Annotated in this window: 13 protein-coding genes; 6 read left to right on the plus strand and 7 right to left on the minus strand. The window is 39.0% G+C overall.

The window, feature by feature from the left end:
• Positions 1-148 precede the first annotated feature (148 nt).
• From RCC89_07630 to RCC89_07645, 4 genes are all read left to right on the plus strand, one after another.
• The gene (locus tag RCC89_07630) at positions 149-856 is read left to right on the plus strand and encodes an HIRAN domain-containing protein (GenBank protein ID WMJ73031.1); all 708 of its coding nucleotides are present in this window, start codon (positions 149-151) and stop codon (positions 854-856) included.
• 343 nt (positions 857-1,199) lie between these two features.
• On the plus strand, positions 1,200-1,433 hold the full coding sequence (locus tag RCC89_07635) for a hypothetical protein (GenBank protein WMJ73032.1): 234 nt from the start codon (positions 1,200-1,202) through the stop codon (positions 1,431-1,433).
• A 947-nt stretch (positions 1,434-2,380) separates the two neighbouring features.
• A complete protein-coding gene (locus RCC89_07640; GenBank protein WMJ73033.1) occupies positions 2,381-2,698 on the plus strand; it encodes a transposase in 318 nt (105 codons plus the stop codon).
• Entirely contained in the window at positions 2,698-3,552 is an 855-nt protein-coding gene (locus RCC89_07645) for an IS3 family transposase (protein WMJ73034.1), read from the plus strand. The genes RCC89_07640 and RCC89_07645 overlap by 1 nt, the downstream gene beginning before the upstream one ends.
• 201 nt (positions 3,553-3,753) lie before the next feature.
• Here the strand turns inward: RCC89_07645 and RCC89_07650 are convergent, their stop codons facing one another.
• The 7 genes from RCC89_07650 to RCC89_07680 form a co-directional block, all read right to left on the minus strand.
• The gene (locus RCC89_07650) at positions 3,754-5,292 is read right to left on the minus strand and encodes a hypothetical protein (protein WMJ73035.1); all 1,539 of its coding nucleotides are present in this window, start codon (positions 5,290-5,292) and stop codon (positions 3,754-3,756) included.
• A 1-nt stretch (position 5,293) separates the two neighbouring features.
• Positions 5,294-7,078 carry a tetratricopeptide repeat protein gene (locus tag RCC89_07655; GenBank protein ID WMJ73036.1) on the minus strand — a complete coding sequence of 595 codons (1,785 nt, stop codon included), beginning with the start codon at positions 7,076-7,078 and terminating at the stop codon, positions 5,294-5,296.
• Between the two features lie 1,065 nt (positions 7,079-8,143).
• The gene (locus tag RCC89_07660) at positions 8,144-9,439 is read right to left on the minus strand and encodes an amino acid permease (protein ID WMJ73037.1); all 1,296 of its coding nucleotides are present in this window, start codon (positions 9,437-9,439) and stop codon (positions 8,144-8,146) included.
• Between the two features lie 616 nt (positions 9,440-10,055).
• On the minus strand, positions 10,056-10,817 hold the full coding sequence (locus RCC89_07665) for an MBL fold metallo-hydrolase (GenBank protein WMJ73038.1): 762 nt from the start codon (positions 10,815-10,817) through the stop codon (positions 10,056-10,058).
• Positions 10,814-11,089, minus strand: coding sequence for a hypothetical protein (locus RCC89_07670; GenBank protein WMJ73039.1), 276 nt, complete (start codon positions 11,087-11,089; stop codon positions 10,814-10,816). The genes RCC89_07665 and RCC89_07670 overlap by 4 nt, the downstream gene beginning before the upstream one ends.
• 9 nt (positions 11,090-11,098) lie before the next feature.
• Positions 11,099-11,473 carry a response regulator gene (locus RCC89_07675; protein WMJ73040.1) on the minus strand — a complete coding sequence of 125 codons (375 nt, stop codon included), beginning with the start codon at positions 11,471-11,473 and terminating at the stop codon, positions 11,099-11,101.
• Positions 11,474-11,478: 5 nt separating this feature from the next.
• Complete coding sequence (locus tag RCC89_07680; protein ID WMJ73041.1) at positions 11,479-15,147, minus strand: PAS domain S-box protein; 3,669 nt, start codon at positions 15,145-15,147, stop codon at positions 11,479-11,481.
• Between the two features lie 96 nt (positions 15,148-15,243).
• Here RCC89_07680 and RCC89_07685 point away from each other — a divergent pair, with 96 nt between their 5' ends.
• Together RCC89_07685 and RCC89_07690 are read left to right on the plus strand one after the other, a co-directional pair.
• On the plus strand, positions 15,244-16,341 hold the full coding sequence (locus RCC89_07685) for a glycosyltransferase (GenBank protein ID WMJ73042.1): 1,098 nt from the start codon (positions 15,244-15,246) through the stop codon (positions 16,339-16,341).
• Between the two features lie 326 nt (positions 16,342-16,667).
• A complete protein-coding gene (locus RCC89_07690) occupies positions 16,668-17,696 on the plus strand; it encodes a hypothetical protein (GenBank protein ID WMJ73043.1) in 1,029 nt (342 codons plus the stop codon).
• Positions 17,697-17,730 lie beyond the last annotated feature (34 nt).

Raw genomic sequence — 17,730 nt, forward strand, 5'->3', positions numbered from 1 at the left:
ATCGTTGAATGCAGTTTTATCCTGACTGTTTGTTAGGAAATGCAAAATAATTACAATTCAGTTTTTTGGGTATTTTTTTGTTGTAGTAGGGGCAAAACATATTTTATCCCTACTACGCAAATACAGTGCGTGGCAAAATGTTTTCTTTATGAGAAAAGAAACGTTTATGCAGCGAAGCGAATTTTTAAAGAAATTAATGGGCTTTTTAGGCCTGTTGGGAGTATCTGCCGGAAGCAAAGCGTATGACAGTCCTGACGCACTGGATCAGAAAGGAAAGAAACTCTATGTCCTTAGTGGTTTTGTAAAGGGTTTTCAGTATCAAAAAGCGGATGACTTGCTAGAAGTCATGCAGCCGGGTGAACCATTGGAGTTGCAACGCGAACCTCAAAACCAATACGACGCTCATGCTATTGCGATTTATTATGCGGGGAAGAAGATTGGTTATGTGGCCAGGGTGCAGAATAAAGCCTTAAGCAACTTGATGGATGCTGGTATTTTAATCCCGGAGGCAGAAATTGCCTATGTGGAGAAGTGTGCCGCTCCATGGGAGAATATCCATTTTGCTGTTGTTGCTTATGGAAAACCGGATAAATCTGTCGAGCATCTGAGGGTGGTTCAAAAGCCTGAGTATAAATCGCTGATACAAGGGGGAGATGATTTTTATAATGCTTTGGTGAGGAATAGCAGTAACAATAGTATTTATAGCGTTATTCATGAGTCTTTCCCTAATGGATATGAGTTTAATAATGCCGTTAATGACAGTAGAATTCTTGTAAATACTGCAAAGCTGCCAATTAGGTCTGTTCCCTCTAGGTTGGTAAAAAATAGGCTAAAAGTAGGCGATTACGATCCCTAACCTCGAACAGTTGGTTCAGTTGGCAGATGATATACAGGGGTTCAGGCCTTTTGTAGATGTTTCCGGAAAACAGTTTTATGAAGTTGTTTTTAAGGGTTTTTCATAAATTATCTAATTGAAGTCTTTGCATTAATATTATGTTATGACAGAAAATTATGTATATCAGTTAAATAAGCTATTTGACGAATATCAAAAAAGTGCATCTTCTCAAGTTTATAAAGAGCTAGGTGCTCTAGTCAATAAATGCTTGGATTAGGAGCTTCATTTTAAAGAATTTTCCCTTGACCTGAAAGATATTGACCCTGATAAAGTTCCTGAAGAAACCGCACCTTTGGTAAAGCAGATGCAACAAATTTCTGAGGAAAAAAATAAGGCGGTAAAGGCTCAGGATTACGAATATTCCGCCATGTTGCGCGATCAGGAAAAAAAGCTTATGGAACAAGTTTTTCCTGTGCTTCAAAGGGCTATTTTAGGGAGCAATGACCATTTTTATAAAGCAGATGAAAATGTAATTGCTTATTTAAGTGGCTCTGTTGTTTCAGATTTAATTAAAAAGAAGCTTAGACCATTCGGGTGAAAGGTTTTTCAAAAAGAATATGTGGAAGTTGTTTCTTTTGCCCAACCTGGTAATGTCTCATTTTTTTTGCCAATCAAGAGATTTTCTATTGCGCCGCCTTCGGGGCTTATTTGAGCTTGCATTCTCTTTCTCAGGGCTACACCCCTGAGTTGTTGATTTCGCTCCGTTGGAGCTTTTTGCATTAGTATTGAATATTAATCTTGAAAAGCAACCATGGGGGCGGCATGTTTTGGCACCAAATGTGCGCAGTAAATAACAATGGGCGACAGTCCTTTGTAATGGATGACTGAACTTGATAAAGCCGTAACTTGGGAGCAATGTCTCATTTTTTGCCAATCAAGAGATTTTCTATTGCACCGCCTTCGGGGCTTGTTTGAGCTTGCATTTTCTTTCTCAGGGCCACACCCCTGAGTTGTTGATTTCGCTCCGTTGGAGCTTTTTTGCACTAGTATGAATATTGATTACGCAAACCATGGAGACGACATGTTTTAGCGCCAAAGGTGCGCAATAAATAACAATGGGCGACAGCCCTTTGTAATGGATGACAATATACCGAAAGCCCCAACGGGGCGCAATATCTCATTTTTGCCAGTGAGGAACCTTCTATTGCGCCGCCTTCGGGGCTTGTTTGAGTTTGCATTCTCTTTCTCAGGGCCACACCCCTGAGTTGTTGATTTCGCTCCGTTGGAGCTTTTTTGCACTAGTATGAATATTGATCACGCAACCACGGAGACGACATGTTTTAGCGCCAAAGGTGCGTAATAAATAACAATGGGCGACAGCCCTTTGTAATGGATGACCGAACTTACTAAGCCCCAACGGGGGCGTAATATTTATGATCTGCTGTATATAGTGAGTGTAAAAGGGGAGAGGGAGGATTGTCAGGATATGGAATGTATATATTTGATAGGACAGTAAGTTAAGCTCTTTTTCTTAAATTTGGAACGATGAGTAAAAGAGAAAGAAGGTCATATGACCACGAATTTAAAACAATGGCTGTAGAGCTGCATTTAAGCGGGAAGACCAGTACCGCTGTTGGGAAAGAATTAGGCATTGGTCCTGATTTAGTAAGGAGATGGTCACGTGAAATGAAGACGAATGGCGCTGCCAGTTTTCCAGGAAATGGGAAACAGAACCTTTCAGAAGAACAAAAAGAAATTCATGCCTTGAGGAAAGCCTTAAAGGAATCTGAGCTTGAAAGGGAAATCCTAAAAAAGGCGGTAAGCATCTTTTCCAGGGGAGACAGCAAATATACCAATTCATAATGGATCATAGAAAAGAGTATGCTGTTGAAAAGATGTGTAGGACATTTAATGTTGCCAGGAACAGCTTTTATGAGTGGAAGAAGGAGAAACAACTCAAACTGGCTCAACAAAGAGCGATATTGCTAAAGGAAATCAAAACAGTGCATGAGTTAAGCAATGGTACCTATGGAAGTCCTAGAATTACATTAGATCTTAGAAAAAAGGGTTTTGCAGTATCCAGGCCAAGGGTTGCCAGGATCATGAAAGACCACGGAATCAGGAGTGTTGTAAGTAAAAAATTTAAAGTCTGCACAACTGATTCAAACCATGGATTTAGCATCAGTCCTAACGTTCTTGATAGATCTTTTAAACCTGAAAGCCCTTCAAAATCATGGGTATCAGACATAACTTATATCCGGACAAATGAGGCATGGTTATACCTGACCATGATTATGGACTTATATGATAGGAAAATAATAGGATGGTCTATGTCCACTTCGATGCATGCATATGAAACAGTAGTGCCTGCATGGAGGATGGCACTGATAAACAGACCTGTTTTTCAAGAGCTGGTTTTTCATTCAGACAGAGGCGTGCAGTATGCATGCAAAGAGTTCAGGGATGAGCTTGGTAAGCTAAATGTTACTCAGAGCATGAGCAGAAAAGGGAATTGCTGGGACAATGCAGTGGCTGAAAGCTTCTTCAAAACCCTGAAATCTGAAACTGGTTACCGGAAATATGAATCAATAAAGCAGGCAAAAAAGGGATTGTTTGAATACATTGAGATATGGTACAACAGGACCAGAAGACATTCCTCTCTTGGATATCTTTCTCCTGAAGAATTTTATAATATTCATAGAAAAAGTGCTGCGTAAAAGAAGCATAAACCTCGAAATCCTCCTATGATTTTTCTTCTAAATCATAGGAGGATTTGAGGAGCCCTGCGGCAGGCATTAATTAATCAAAAAAAGGGCTTAATTATTTGTACGGTTTTTTGTTGCAATTCCAATATGCCCAGTTACGGGATTAAAGCACTGGGGAACATCTATGAAATTGCGTGTGTTTCGTGGCGTATTCTACTGCAAAGCGCTCTCTTTTCCGAAAAGCAAATCCAGCATATAATCGGCGTCTTTATCAACTTCTGACGCTCCTTCACTTAGTATGAATTCTTTGACATGTTCGGGAAGGTTTACATCTTCTGACTTTACCTGTTCTTTAAAATATGCCATACCGTCTTCTCCCTCTATATCCAGCAATGCTGCTTTCAATAAATGATATTCCCAACTGTCCTTGTTTTTCATTAAGCCCATTATATGCTTCAAGTCGGATGCCGATTCAGCACTATTCTCATCTGCCCGAAACATCAACCGTGCAAAATATAAATTTGGATCTGCCGGACATAAATCTATAGCCTCGTTAATAGCCTCTAGGGAAAGTGTTTTATTTTTGCGCTGATGGTAGTGGTTAGCTTTAAAAACATATAAATTTGCTTTGTCACAATCATCATCAGTTAGCTCTAGTAGTGTATCAAAATCCTTTAAAAAGGTGCTCTCATAATTTTCGCTGCCCATAAGCAATGATAAACGGCTGCCATAAAGTAACATTTCCTGTTCTCCACGTACATTGTCCAGCTCTCTGTCAATAACTTTAACAGCTTTCAATGTATCACCTTTTTCTGCATATAATTTTGCTCGAAGCTGACAGGCCATAACCGTGCCTCCACTAAAATTAAGCTTTCCAAAGGATTCTATTTCGTTTATTATCTTTAGTAGAAAATCAGGCTTGTCATTGAAGTGGTTAGGTATAACATTTAAAAACAATTCCATAAAAACTTCTGCGTTTTTAGCATAAAGGAGTTTATGAAAGTGTTTGTAAAAGCCTTCTGTATCATTGTTCATGGCATATGCTACAGCTAAAAAATAGCGGTCTTCGTTTGAATCTTTATATTTCAGACAGTTTTCAAGATCTCTTATGGCTACTGTGATTTCATCTTCCATACCTAATGCGCAACGAGCTCTCATTTGCATCATAGAGTACAATCTTTCTCCCCCGTTGTCCCAATAATAGTTCATTTCTTCAAAGCAAGCTTCGTAGTTATCTATAACATTATAGTATTCCCCTCTCGCAAAGCGTAAATCCAAGTTGTCCGGGTGATTTTCTATGCCTTCTGAAAAGTAATCCTCTGCTTTTTCATATTCCTCCATATTTAAATAACTTAGGGCTATAATTCCATATGAGTCAGGCGGCAACATTTCATTGCCTGTATCTATACTATCCAAAATATATGACACGGCAGTTTCATAATCTTCAGAATAAAAGTAAGCCAATGCTATCGCCTGTTCAAAAAAGATATCCGGGTTGCTTTGGTACACCTTTTTTAAAAGAGGTATAGCTTTTTTATAGTGTCCTGTATTGTACTCCAACAATGCCCATTGCATATAGTGTCTTGCGGGGTCAGGCATTGTGTCGTTCTTGAATTTTTCACGCATAATTTCTGGCTGGGATTGAAAATCTGATATAAATGGACGTATATCAATCCCTTCCACTTCCAATGTTTGTGCACTGGAAGCAAAAAACAGAAACGAAAAAAATATTAATAGTGAATAACGTAGCATGTTAATGACTTATAGTGGCATCCAAAATTATTTTAAGACATGTTATGTAAAACAGATCTCTAATCACCTCCTTCGAAATGCTCCCATTACATAAAGGTTCACGTGCCTCCTTTGGCAATATGTTATGAGCCTTGTTTAACTGACATGCTTTATCCATCTCCCCTTTCCATGACAGGTAGCAAAGTTTCAACAAATTAATAGCATTGTTAGCTTCCTCGAGATCTATACCTCGATCAGCTAATTTTTTAAGTGCTTCAATATCTTTTTCCACCATATTGTAACGTGGTGAATCAAAATATATATTATACCCACCCCTAAGGAGGTAACCATTCGTTTGGTCCGGAAACCGGTTAACAAAATTATTGACGTTTTCAAAAGCTGCTATATAGTCTGAGTAAAACCAATGAATAATGCTCCTAAATATATATACGTCAGGCGGTGTTTCTCCATACAATTGACTAATTTCTTTAAGATCACCTAACAAAGATTCTTTATACTCAGGACGCAGGTGTTCTTCTTCATTTTCTGGTCTGTAGAAAACCATTATCCTTACCCTGTCATATAAGCTTTGTATATACGCATTTGGATCACCAGACTGTTTTTGAGAATCAACCGATTTGTCCATGTAAACCAAAGCCCTTTCAAACGCTTCCATTTTGGAGCAAATCATTGAATTAACAAAATAGGTATCATTGACATATGCGGAATCGACGAAGTCCATTTCGCCAGACAACGTCTCATCTATCCATTGATCGTTAATAACGATTAGCTCCTCATAAGTATCTTTTGACAGCTCAGCAGTATTTACTAAAGGGACAACACGTCTCTTGATGAATTGGATTTTATCTATCCGGTTCAAATAATCAAGAGCATTAATATAATTTTCAATAGCCTTTTCATACTCCTGCTTTCCTTTGTATGCATCTCCCAAACATGTAAAAATATCAACTTTGTCATTATCACTATCGCTATCTTTCCAATACTCCTTAAAAGCATATTGAAGGTCTTCAATACCTGAATCGTAGTGGCCAGAAAGAACATATGCTTTCCCCTTTAATAATAAAGCTTGACCTAAAAAAGCATCGTCTTGTGATTGTATATATTTTGTGAAAAAGGATATGGCCTGTTTGTAATTTTTTAGAGTAAAATTGCTATATGCTAATATGTAATATAAACGAACATTTGTAGCACCAAACTCCAGTGCTTTTAAAGAGTAGAGGGTTGCATTCTCATATTCATCCAAGATATAACTGCTAGCACCTAAAATATAAAATGTGTGAGGATCCCTTGATCCATGTTCCTGAGCTTTTAAACCGTAATAGATAGCCTTCTCTTTTTCTTCTTTTAATAAGAAATAGTTATAGGCAGCCAACTCATATAAGCGGGAATTTGTACTATCCAGATTTAACGCATATTTGATATCGCTCAAAGACAGCTCATAATTATCAATATTGTAATTATGTTCTGCCCGATAAATACGTGCTCCTACATTGTTGCTATCCGACCGAAGTACCAGATCAAAAATCTCACTTGCCTCTCTTTTTAATTCTTTGTAATTATATAGTATTTCAGCTTTTTTTAAATAAGCCGTAGCGTAATGAGGATCATATTCTATGGCTTTTTCATAATGGTGAATAGCTTCTTCATAATTCTCATTATTGTAATTTACCTGTGCAGAATCATAATGTAGTTGACTCCGGACAGAGTCAACCTCCGACTCCTGAGCTACTACAGCTGTAGCCCATAAACAAAGTGCTGCTATAATAATGAATTGTATTTTCCTCATACCCCCTGCATAGTAAATAAAGCGTAGAAAGTAAAAATAAGAAGATTTGTTATCTGAAAAAAGGAAAATTAAAGGTAAATACGTCAGGAGGTACGATAAAGTAGTTTTTTCTATGGCTTTCGGCGCTTTGGGGTTTTTGTTTTTTCTAGGTACCGTAAAATATTAAAAAGGCGCAAATTACTGCCTAGCTAATAAGCTATTGCGCCGCCTTCGGGGCTTGATTGAGCTTGCATTCTCTTTCTCAGTGCCACACCCCTGAGTTGTTGATTTCGCTCCGTTGGAGCTTTTTGTGTTTAGTATTGAATATTAATAATGGAACGCAAATCACGAAGACGGTATGTTTTAGCACCAAATGTGCGCAGTAAATACCAATGGGCGACAGCCCTTTGTAATGGATGATCGAACTTGCTAAAGCCCCAACGGGGGCGCAATATCTCATTTTTTGCCAGTCAAGAGATTTTCTATTACGCCGCCTTCGGGGCTTGTTTGAGCTTGCATTCTCTTTCTCAGGACCATGTCCCTGAGTTGTTGATTCCGCTCCGTTGGAGCTTTTTGCATTAGTATTGAATATTAATCATGAAAAGCAACCATGGGGACGGCATGTTTTAGCGCTAAAGGTGCGCAGTAAATAACAATGGGCGACAGTCCTTTGTAATGGATGACTGAACTTGATAAAGCCGTAACTTGGGAGCAATGTCTCATTTTTTGCCAATCAAGAGATTTTCTATTGCACCGCCTTCGGGGCTTGTTTAAGCTTGCATTTTTTTTCTCAGGGCCACACCCCTGAGTTGTTCATTTCGCTCCGTTTGAGCTTTTTGCATTAGTTGAATATTAATCACGCAACCATGGGGACGGCATGTTTTAGCGCCAACGGTGCGCAATAAATAACAATGGGCGGTAGCCCTTTGTAGTAGATGACCGAACTTACTACGCCCCAATGGAGGCGTAATATTTTATTTATACCCCATTAAGGTTTTCGATAATTAATGGATAAAACAAAGGTTTGCTTGCTGAAAGGGGAGAGGTCTGAAATATAAGAAATTGCAATATCAAGCATACAGCTTATTACCTCTTGTGGTGTTTGCGCACCCAGAGGTAGTACCAACCAATACCAAAAATAGCAAATGCTATTCCTGCAATTTGGGGTATAAAGTCCATAAACCCTATGACGGCAAGAGCTGTTAACCCAGCCAGGGCAGGAAGCACCGGAACCCAGGGGACGCGGAAGTCTGGCTTGTACCAGTCAGGTTGTAAGCGTCGCATTCGGATGAGTCCCCATGCTATGAGGGCATAAGAAACCATGAACATAGCACTAGAGATTTTGGCCAGCTCTTCTATGTTGCCCACTTCTGCAAGTACGATGGAAGTGATGCCGGTAATAATTACCGAGCGGTAAGGTGTGCCAAATTTCTGGTGTATGATGTCAAAGTAGTGGGGTAGCACTCTGTCCCGGCTCATGGCAAAGTTGATGCGGGTGGCGGTTGTAATAGCAGCATTGGATGATGATGCCATAGCTAATAAAGCTCCTGCCCAGATTATAAAGATACCGGCAGGACTGTCCAGAAACCTGCTGGCGGTATCGACAAGGGGAGCCTTGAAGGCTGCAAATTCATGGTGTGGAACTACGCTGGTAGTTACATGCATAATAAGAAAATAGAAAATGGTTGCAATTGCTACAGAGCCGATAATGGCAATGGGGAGATTGCGTGATGGCTTTTTAATTTCCCCGGCTGTGGTTGAAATTTTTTCAAAACCTGTGAAAGAAACTATGATAAGTCCTACTGTTCCTAAAACACTTGTGAAGCCTTCCGGCATAAAAGGTTCGCGTAAGGAGGCGTCAGCCTGTTGCCAGCCAAAAATGATATAGTAGGCGAGGATGAGCAGAAGAACAAACACAATAATTTGTTGCGCCCTTCCGGTGTAATGAGCTCCAAAAACGTTTAAAATTGTAAATAAGCCTCCTGTTGCTGCTACTATGATCCACAGTGGTATGTTTATATATTCGGAGAGGTACTGAGCAATTCCGATCAGGTAAAACCCGCCGGCAAACATGAGCCCTAGCCAATTGGCTAATCCTACAATAGTGCCTGCTATAGGGCCAATGGTATTCATCACCAGGTGATAACTTCCTCCGGCTTGTGGCATGGCTGTTGCCAGTTCCGATACTATCATTGCTATAGGCAGGCAGATTAATCCGGCAATCAGATAGGAGAGGGTAACGGCAGGGCCTGTTTGCTCTGCGGCTGGCCCGGATAAGACAAACAAGCCGGCCCCAATCATGGTGCCCAACCCTATGGACAAGGCTCCCGTGAGGCTTAAACTTCTTGTAAACCGGCTTTTTTGTGGGCCTTTTCCTGACATGTGATGTTACTTATTTCTTATGACTATTAGTGCCTCTGTAAACTCTCTGAAGAGATTTGGGAAGCTAATGGTGTTTGATCTATTTTTTCAATAGTTACGTTAAATTATACCTTCTTCCAGAGTCTTTGTTATTTGAAAAAGAGGATAATTTAATTGCGTTATTTTAGATCAGCGACATCTTCGTTTGATGTTTAAAAAGTTAGCGCCGGCTACTGTTGGTGATAAGATTTTGTTTCTTAAAATGTAGATGTAGTTGCAAACTATAGTGAGCGTAGAATCTTATTACGCTGCCTTCGGGGTTTGGATGAATTTGTGATTCCATTTTCTCAGGGCCACACCCCTGAGTTGTTGATTTCGCTCCGTTTGGAGCTTTTTGCATTAGTATTGAATATTGATCACGCAACCACGGAGACGAACATGTTTTAGCGCCAACGGTGCGCAATAAATAACAATGGGCGGTAGCCCTTTGTAGTAGTCTATATACCGAAAGCCCCAACGGGGGCGTAATATTTCATTATAGTCCAACTAAGGGTTTACCATTACGCTCTTTTGGGAGCTTAGGGGTACCCCCATTTCTTGGTAAAGAGTCACAGAAGCAGATCTGTCAAAACATCATTTATAGGTTAATTTTCAAGCCATCCCAAGCCAGTTCAATGAAGTCTGGGAGTTCTTTGCTGATGTCTTTGTGCAGCCCCATCTTGTGCGCAATGTGGGTAAGGTACGCTTTTTCTGGCTCCAATTGCGTAAGCACTTCTATTGCTTGCTCAAGGTTATAATGGGATATATGTTCTTGCTTTTGAAGAGCATTTAATACAATTACTTTTGAGCCTTTTATCTTTTCAAGTTCTTCAGGGGCGATGTAATTGGCATCGGTAATGTAGGTAAAGTCTTTTATGCGGAAACCAAAAACAGGTAATTTGTAATGAAGAACCTCAATGGGGGTTATGTCAACGCCACATAGGTCAAAGGGCTTGTTCTTTAACTCGTTAAGGGAAATTTGTGGCACGCCAGGATATTTGATTTCAGAAAAAGCGTAGGCAAACTCAACTTTAATCCGTTCTGCAACACGCTTGCTAGCAAACACGGGAATGTCCGTTTTTTGGTGGTAGTTAAAAGCACGAATATCGTCAAGTCCAGCTAAATGGTCTTTGTGTTCATGGGTAAATAGGACAGCATGTAACTTGTTGATCCTTTCACGTAAAACCTGCTGTCTAAAATCTGGCCCTGTGTCAACGACAAAGCTTTTGCCATCAACTTCGATATGTATAGAAGTTCTTAGACGCTTGTCTCTGTAGTCTAATGATTTACAAACTTCACAATCACATGCTATTACAGGTATGCCCTGAGATGTCCCGGTGCCTAAAAAGGTTACTTTCAAAGTTCTAGTTTGGTCTGAGTTAACTCGTAGTAAAACTTTTTGTTTTTATCGCTTAACTTTCCTGCGTCTAGCCTGATAGATTTTAGAATCTCTATCAGGCAGTTTATTTTTCCTTCTGTAGTTAAAAATTTATTGATAATGGCAATATTGGTATCTTTTAGGATACAATATCCAGAGTGAAAATTTCCACGCTCATATCTAAGGATGTATTCTGACTCTGCAAAAATGTCCTCAAGTTTATGAAGGAAATGTGCAGTGTATTTTATTTCCATAGTAATGTTTTATATGCCAGCCCATTTTTTGACAGCATCTACCAGCTTATCAAAGTCCAAAGGCTTTGGTAAATATTCGTTTATCCCAGCATCTTTAAAATCTTGCTCTGAATAGTTTCTCGCATTTCCGGTAATGGCAATTATAGGGATGTTTTTACGTTCATCGGGCATTTGTCTTACTTCCCTTGCACAGGTCATACCATCCATTTGAGGCATGTTGATGTCAAGTAGTATTACATCAAAGTTGTCTTTTTCAAGTGCTTTTAAAACGTCTTTGCCATTTTTTACAGAATAAATCTTAAAGTTCTGAAACTCTAGTATTTTCTTTGTTAGGTTTTGGATAACAGAACTGTCTTCAGCTATAAGTACTTTTTTAGTAGCCATAAAAATTATGTGTTAATTATCTTCTTATAATTACTTTTAAATTCATCGAATGCTGACCTAAGCTTTTCAAAATCATGGTGGCAGTTTTCGTTGTTGCCTGCTTTGAGGTCGCTTTCTAATTTTTTTGCTATTGATTCTATCTTGTTTACGCCTAAAGTACCCGAGGTTCCTTTGAGCGTGTGCAATATATTTAATATTTTACTGAAATCTTCTGTTTCAACAGAGATTTTACACTCACAAAGTTGCTCATAAGTGTCATCTTCAAACTGTTTGTAAATTTTGAACAAAGTTTGAGCATCGGCATAGGCTTTGAGTTTGTTGAATATCTCTTTGTTGAGTATTTCGTCTTCGTAAGCTTGTTGTGTTTGGTCGGCAGGTTTGTTTGGGTATCCAGTGTGAAGCCACTCAGACACTTTATCTAGGAGGTTTTCACCCTTAATAGGTTTGATAATGTAATCATCCATGCCGCTCGAAAGGAACTTTTCCCTGTCTTCTTGCATCGAATAAGCAGTCATAGCCACTATTGGGGGACGTTTTTTCAGCATTTTCCTGATTTCTTGCGTTGCCGTAATCCCATCCATTCTTGGCATTTGAATGTCCATGAAAATCAAGTCATAATCATTGGCCTTGACTTTATCTATGGCCTCCAAACCATTGTGTGCCAACTCTACCAAGCATCCGGCTTTGTTTAATATTTCAGAAGCAACAAGTTGGTTTACCTGATTGTCGTCTACAAGCAGGATATATGGTTGATTGTTGGCAAACCTGTTTGCGATAACGACAGAGTCATCTGTTGAGGCATTGTCTGTGATGACGCGTTTGCTTTCTTTAGCTTCGAATGTAAACCAGAAGGTGCTACCTTCTCCTTGTTTGGAAACTACTCCAATTTGGCCGTTCATCATTCGGCAAAGCTCTTTTGAAATTGCTAGCCCTAGGCCAGTCCCTCCGTAGGCCTTTGTAGACGAATTGTCTATTTGGCTGAAATGCTCAAAAAGCAGTTTCTGGTTTTCTTCGGATATGCCAATACCTGTATCGGAAATTTCAGCCTTAATGGTATAGGTGCCTTCTTTGTGACCGTTGAGCTTTAGGGAAATGTCCACGCTTCCATTGTCTGTAAACTTAATTGAATTGGAAGTAAGGTTGGAGAGAATCTGCAACAGTCGTGTTTCATCAGCAAGAATAAACTTTGGTATATCCTCGTCTATTTTTACAGTCAGGTCTATGCCTTTGGAGTTGGCCTGCTGGTAAAACATGGAGTGCAATTTGTCTATCGTTGACTCTATAGCTACGGAGGTAATGCGCAACTGCATTTTTCCTGCTTCTATTTTACTTAAATCAAGTATGTCATTTAAAATAGACAACAGGGTTTCCGATGATTTTTTGATGGTTTGAACAAAGCGTTTTTGTTCTGGATCCAGGCTAGTTTCTATAAGCAAGTCAATCATTCCTATAATCCCGTTCATAGGAGTTCGGATCTCGTGGCTCATGTTGGCCAAGAAGTTTTCTTTTACTTTGAGCGACCTTTCGGCTATTTCTTTTGCTTTCAAAAGTTCGTCCGAAGCTTTTTTTAGGTAGGTGATATCTCTGGAAACACCTTCTACCGCAATTGGTTTGCCTTCTTTATTATAGATTAGCCTGATGTTAGAGATAAATTCGACAAGCGAACCATCTCTCATCAGTAGGTTGTTTTCGTAATTCTTTACTGTCCCTGTCTTTAGCAATTCTCTTATCAGTACTGTTTGTTTTTTAGGGCTTACGTAAAAGTTGGATATATGTTTTCCTATAATGTCCTCCTCCGCATAACCACTTAGTTGGCATCCCGAGGGGCTTATCATGGTAATGCGTCCATAAACATCTGTTCTGTAGTAGATGTCCTGGAATGATTCAAAAATAGTCCTGAATTTTTCTTCGCTTTCTTGAATGGCGAGTTCCCAGTTTTTCTTTTCTGTAATATCATGCGATATGCCAGAAACTTCTTCAATACGGCCGTCTGGTAAAAATATAGGGTTTAGGTAAGTCTCTCGCCATATTTCCTTTCCCGAATTGTCAATGCTGCGCGTTTCAAAGTGCTGTGGGTTCCCTTTAAATGCTTCCGTATATCTTTGGTTGACGAACTGATGATAATTGTCGTTAGACAGCATCATGATTTTTGGTTCATCAGAAGATAAGTTTATTTCTGGGTATTCGCCATATTTTTCATAAATGGCATCGGCGTAGTTTTGGTTAAAGGAAGTAAGCCCCCGGCTTCGGTTTACCGACCAAATAAGGTGCGACGAACTTTGGAAGATGGAATTTAGCCTTGCCGTTTGCTCAATGATCTTTTCTTCATTTTTTTTACGTTCAATGGCAATGGCAATCTGTCCTGAAATGAAGTCCAGCAGCTCTAAATGCCGTCTTTTGTATTTGTTCCTATCGCTGTGGCTTTTTACCGCAATGATTCCAATAGTTCTATTTTCTAGCCTTAGCGGTACGCCCAGCCAGATTTTAGGCACAGGTCCCATGAGCTCAACTATGTTTTCATCAGCTAGCCTGAGTATGTCCTCTTCATAAAGGAATATGGCCTTTTCGCTGAACAAGGAATACTCTGTTAACCCTTTTCCTACTGCACGGTGGGTAGGCATAAGTCTATCGCCTAGGTTTTCATCGACATAGTAGGGGAAGTTTAGGATCTGTTTTTTCTTGTCATACAGGGCTACATGAAAGTTGTTTACCGCAATCATGGTTTTAAGCTCCTGATGTATGTTAAATAGGAGGGAGTTTAAGTCATCACTATTGATAGTGAGGTTTGATATTTTGTAGTATAGGTTTTGAGCCCGCTCCGCCCTGATTCTATGGGTACTGTCATGAAAAATACCCCTAAAGGAAACCGGTTGGTCATTTTCATATTTAACAGTTACACTGCCTATAACATGGATATTTCGGCCTGTTTTACTGGTTAAAACAGTTTCAAATTTATCATCCTGTTCTTTGTCCAGTATTTTGTCTAATATTTTTAAGGTTTGTTCTTTATAATCTTTATGAAGAATATCCCTGAAATTTAGCTTGTTCAGTTCTTCATCTGTGTATTCTAGGGTGTTTTTCCAGGCATTGTTGACCAGCATGATCTTTCCATCTAACTTAAATAGTTGAATAAGGTCATTGGCATTTTCAAAGAGGTCTTGAAGTTGCTCGTTGCCCTCTTTTAGAGACTTGATAATCTTTTTCTTCTCTGTAATGTCTTCGCCAACTAGGGTAGTGCCTGTTACGCCAGGGTTTTGGTCGTCTTTGTAAACCACATGAAAACGGACGGTGCGCAATGAGCCGTCACTGGAAAAAATGGTTCTTTTTATTTTTTTGAGAATATTGCCCTTTTCAAGAATATGAAAAATTTCCTCTTTCTCATTTTCACTGTCAATATCTTTGTTTAAAATATCGCTCCAGTTTCGCCCTAGTATTTCACCCTTTCTCTTACCGGTAAATTTTAAGAAGGCTTTGTTGCAGAACGATATACGACCTTTGCTGTCAAAAGTAATTGCCAACAAGTCCATGTTTTCAACTGCTTGCTGGAATTGTGTTTCCGAATCTTTGGCTAGTTCCTCTTTGTGCTTGTTTAGAAATTCAAGCTGTTTATTTCTCTGTTGCAGTGCTTCTATTTCTTGCAGCAACTCTTCTTTTGATTTGTCCATTAGTTCCATTAAGGAATTGTTTGTTGCGGTCTACAACAAATATAAAATAAATGTTGGTAATTTGATGAAGATGAATTGTATAAAAAATGACATATTTGCACTGAAATGTCGCGAATTGTCTTTACTGTAACGAATGATTTATCTTATGACCAGCGGATGGATCGGATTTGTTCAACACTGGCTTTGAACGGGTTCGATGTTTTACTGGTTGGTCGGCGTAGAAAAAAGTCCATTTCCCTTGAAAAACGCCCATATAAGCAAGCGCGAATGCCCATGTTTTTTTCTGAAGGCAAGCTTTTTTATTTGGAATATAACTTTCGCTTATTTTTTAAGCTTCTTTTTACTAGAACAGATATTATTTGTGCCATAGACCTAGATACGATACTTCCCTGTTATTGGGTAGCTAAGTTAAGAAGGAAAAAACAGGTCTATGATGCCCATGAGTATTTTACGGAGGTAATAGAAGTTGTAGGGCGACCTATGGTAAAGAAGATGTGGAAATTGCTGGAACGCTCCATCGTCCCTAAGTTGACATTTGCTTATACTGTAAATGAAAGTTTAAAGCAGCTTTACGAAAAAGAGTATGACGTTTCGTTTGAAGTAATTCGGAATATGTCCTCGCTGCGTGAAAAAGAGGTCGCTAAAGATATCGAGGATCCTTATATTGTATATGCAGGTGCGGTCAATGAAGGTAGGGGACTTGACGAATGTATAGAAGCAATGCAGTTTCTCGACTGTAAGCTAATGATCTGTGGTGATGGGGATATTATGGAACGCTTAAGGGATAAGGTTCAAGCACTTTCTTTAAGTGAAAAGGTGGTTTTTACGGGATATTTAACACCTAAAGAATTAACAAAAAAAATTAACAATGCTTGGTTAGGCGTGCTATTGTTAGAAAATAAAGGCTTAAGTTATTACTATTCATTGGCAAATAAGTTTTTTGACTATATACATGCCGGTATTCCTCAACTGACAGTAGGCTTTCCTGAATACCGTATTTTAAACGCAAAACATGAGGTAGCTCTTTTGACCCCTCTAGATCCTTCTGAAATAGCCAAAAATGTTAAAAGGCTTTTAGACGATAAGGAGCTTTATGACAAACTGGCCAGCAACACATTATTGGCCCGTAAAGAATGGAATTGGCAAAATGAAGCAAAAAAACTGGTAGACTTTTATAAAAAGGTAGATCAAGCTAACATGTAGAGTTTGTAGTTGCTTGATGATATGCTTATTCATTCCATATTGATTTAAGTTAAACTTTTATGCCGTAAATGTGCAAACTTTAGAACTTTAGGTTAAGATTTTTTCAGCTTGCACATGTCCTATGTTTTTTAGATGCCTCTTATATGATGAGTGTCATTGTATGGTTTGGTATACAGATGGAAATTTGCTCCCATGGACAATGTAAGTTAATGTTTAAAACCTAAGGGGATTTTTTATATAAAGTTACTAAAATTGGCTTATCAAGTTTATTCTAGCTAGGTTATGAAAAGGTTTCCATAATTTGGCTCAAGCATTACATAACATATATGAAAATTAAAATTGCAGTTTTGATTATTATGGTGTTTTTACACAAAAGCATCAATGTCATAGCCCAAAATGATACAGTGGTCAAAAGAGAGTATGTGGCATACACTTTGGCGTTTAATTCAGTACCTGACCATTTTAACTATCCATTGTTTGGGTTTGTAAATGTGGCAAGAGGGAACCACAAAGGTTTTCAGTTAGGTTTTGTAAATACGACCCTCCAAGGTTTTACAGGTTTAAAAGTCGGTTTTGTAAATACAATTCTCAGAGATTTTTCTGGCTTTAATGTCGGCTTTGTGAATACTGTTTCTGGAAATTCGGAGGGAGGAAAAATAGGTTTTGTAAACACTTCGCTGGAAGATGGAAAAGGTCTTCGGGTGGGCTATGTAAATACCACATTGGGAAATGCCTTGGGGGCCAAGTTTGGTTTTGTAAACACTACTTTGGGCAACTCAGAAGGCCTTCAGCTTGGTTTTGTAAACATTGCACGTCAAGAGATGAAAGGTGCGCAAATCGGTTTTGTCAATGTGGCCGATACGGTGTCTGGGGGAACTCCTATTGGTTTTTTATCAATAGTGAAACGAGGAGGGTATCGGGCCGTGGAGATGTCAGCCAATGAATTATACCCTTTAAATATGGCCTTTAAGTTAGGGGTTCCTCGGTTTTACTCATTTTTTCAAGGAAGTTATAATGCTAGTTACGAAGACCCTTTTGCGTTAGCCTTTGGTTTCGGCTCGCTGATTTCACTGGGGAATAACTTTTACTTTAACCCGGAGTTAGGAAATGTGTCTCCTTTGGCGATCAGTGCCAATAACGTGACCACTTTTGCTGCTAATGTAAGGTATAGCCTTAGTCCTAGGTTTCAAGTGTCAACAGGGCTTTCTGCGGTTTGGTTAAATTATCCCCGTGATGAGAATATGTATGCAGAACCTTTCTTCGCTTTGATCAATCATGAAATAAGCGCCCGAAATAGGGTTTTAGTAGGGGCAAGAGTAGGTTTAAGTTATAATTTTACAGAGCTGGTGCGCTAATATCATCAACTGTATTATTATACTGACATGTTAA

The organism is Cytophagaceae bacterium ABcell3, assembly GCA_030913385.1.
Taxonomy (GTDB): Bacteria; Bacteroidota; Bacteroidia; order Cytophagales; family Cytophagaceae; genus ABcell3.

Excerpts from the sequence above, each read along its gene's own strand:
- RCC89_07630 (WMJ73031.1), top strand. The coding sequence starts at position 149 with ATGAGAAAAGAAACGTTTATGCAGCGAAGCGAATTTTTAAAGAAATTA.
- RCC89_07635 (WMJ73032.1), top strand. The coding sequence starts at position 1,200 with ATGCAACAAATTTCTGAGGAAAAAAATAAGGCGGTAAAGGCTCAGGAT.
- RCC89_07640 (WMJ73033.1), top strand. The coding sequence starts at position 2,381 with ATGAGTAAAAGAGAAAGAAGGTCATATGACCACGAATTTAAAACAATG.
- RCC89_07645 (WMJ73034.1), top strand. The coding sequence starts at position 2,698 with ATGGATCATAGAAAAGAGTATGCTGTTGAAAAGATGTGTAGGACATTT.
- RCC89_07650 (WMJ73035.1), bottom strand. The coding sequence starts at position 5,292 with ATGCTACGTTATTCACTATTAATATTTTTTTCGTTTCTGTTTTTTGCT.
- RCC89_07655 (WMJ73036.1), bottom strand. The coding sequence starts at position 7,078 with ATGAGGAAAATACAATTCATTATTATAGCAGCACTTTGTTTATGGGCT.
- RCC89_07660 (WMJ73037.1), bottom strand. The coding sequence starts at position 9,439 with ATGTCAGGAAAAGGCCCACAAAAAAGCCGGTTTACAAGAAGTTTAAGC.
- RCC89_07670 (WMJ73039.1), bottom strand. The coding sequence starts at position 11,089 with ATGGAAATAAAATACACTGCACATTTCCTTCATAAACTTGAGGACATT.
- RCC89_07675 (WMJ73040.1), bottom strand. The coding sequence starts at position 11,473 with ATGGCTACTAAAAAAGTACTTATAGCTGAAGACAGTTCTGTTATCCAA.
- RCC89_07680 (WMJ73041.1), bottom strand. The coding sequence starts at position 15,147 with ATGGAACTAATGGACAAATCAAAAGAAGAGTTGCTGCAAGAAATAGAA.
- RCC89_07685 (WMJ73042.1), top strand. The coding sequence starts at position 15,244 with ATGTCGCGAATTGTCTTTACTGTAACGAATGATTTATCTTATGACCAG.
- RCC89_07690 (WMJ73043.1), top strand. The coding sequence starts at position 16,668 with ATGAAAATTAAAATTGCAGTTTTGATTATTATGGTGTTTTTACACAAA.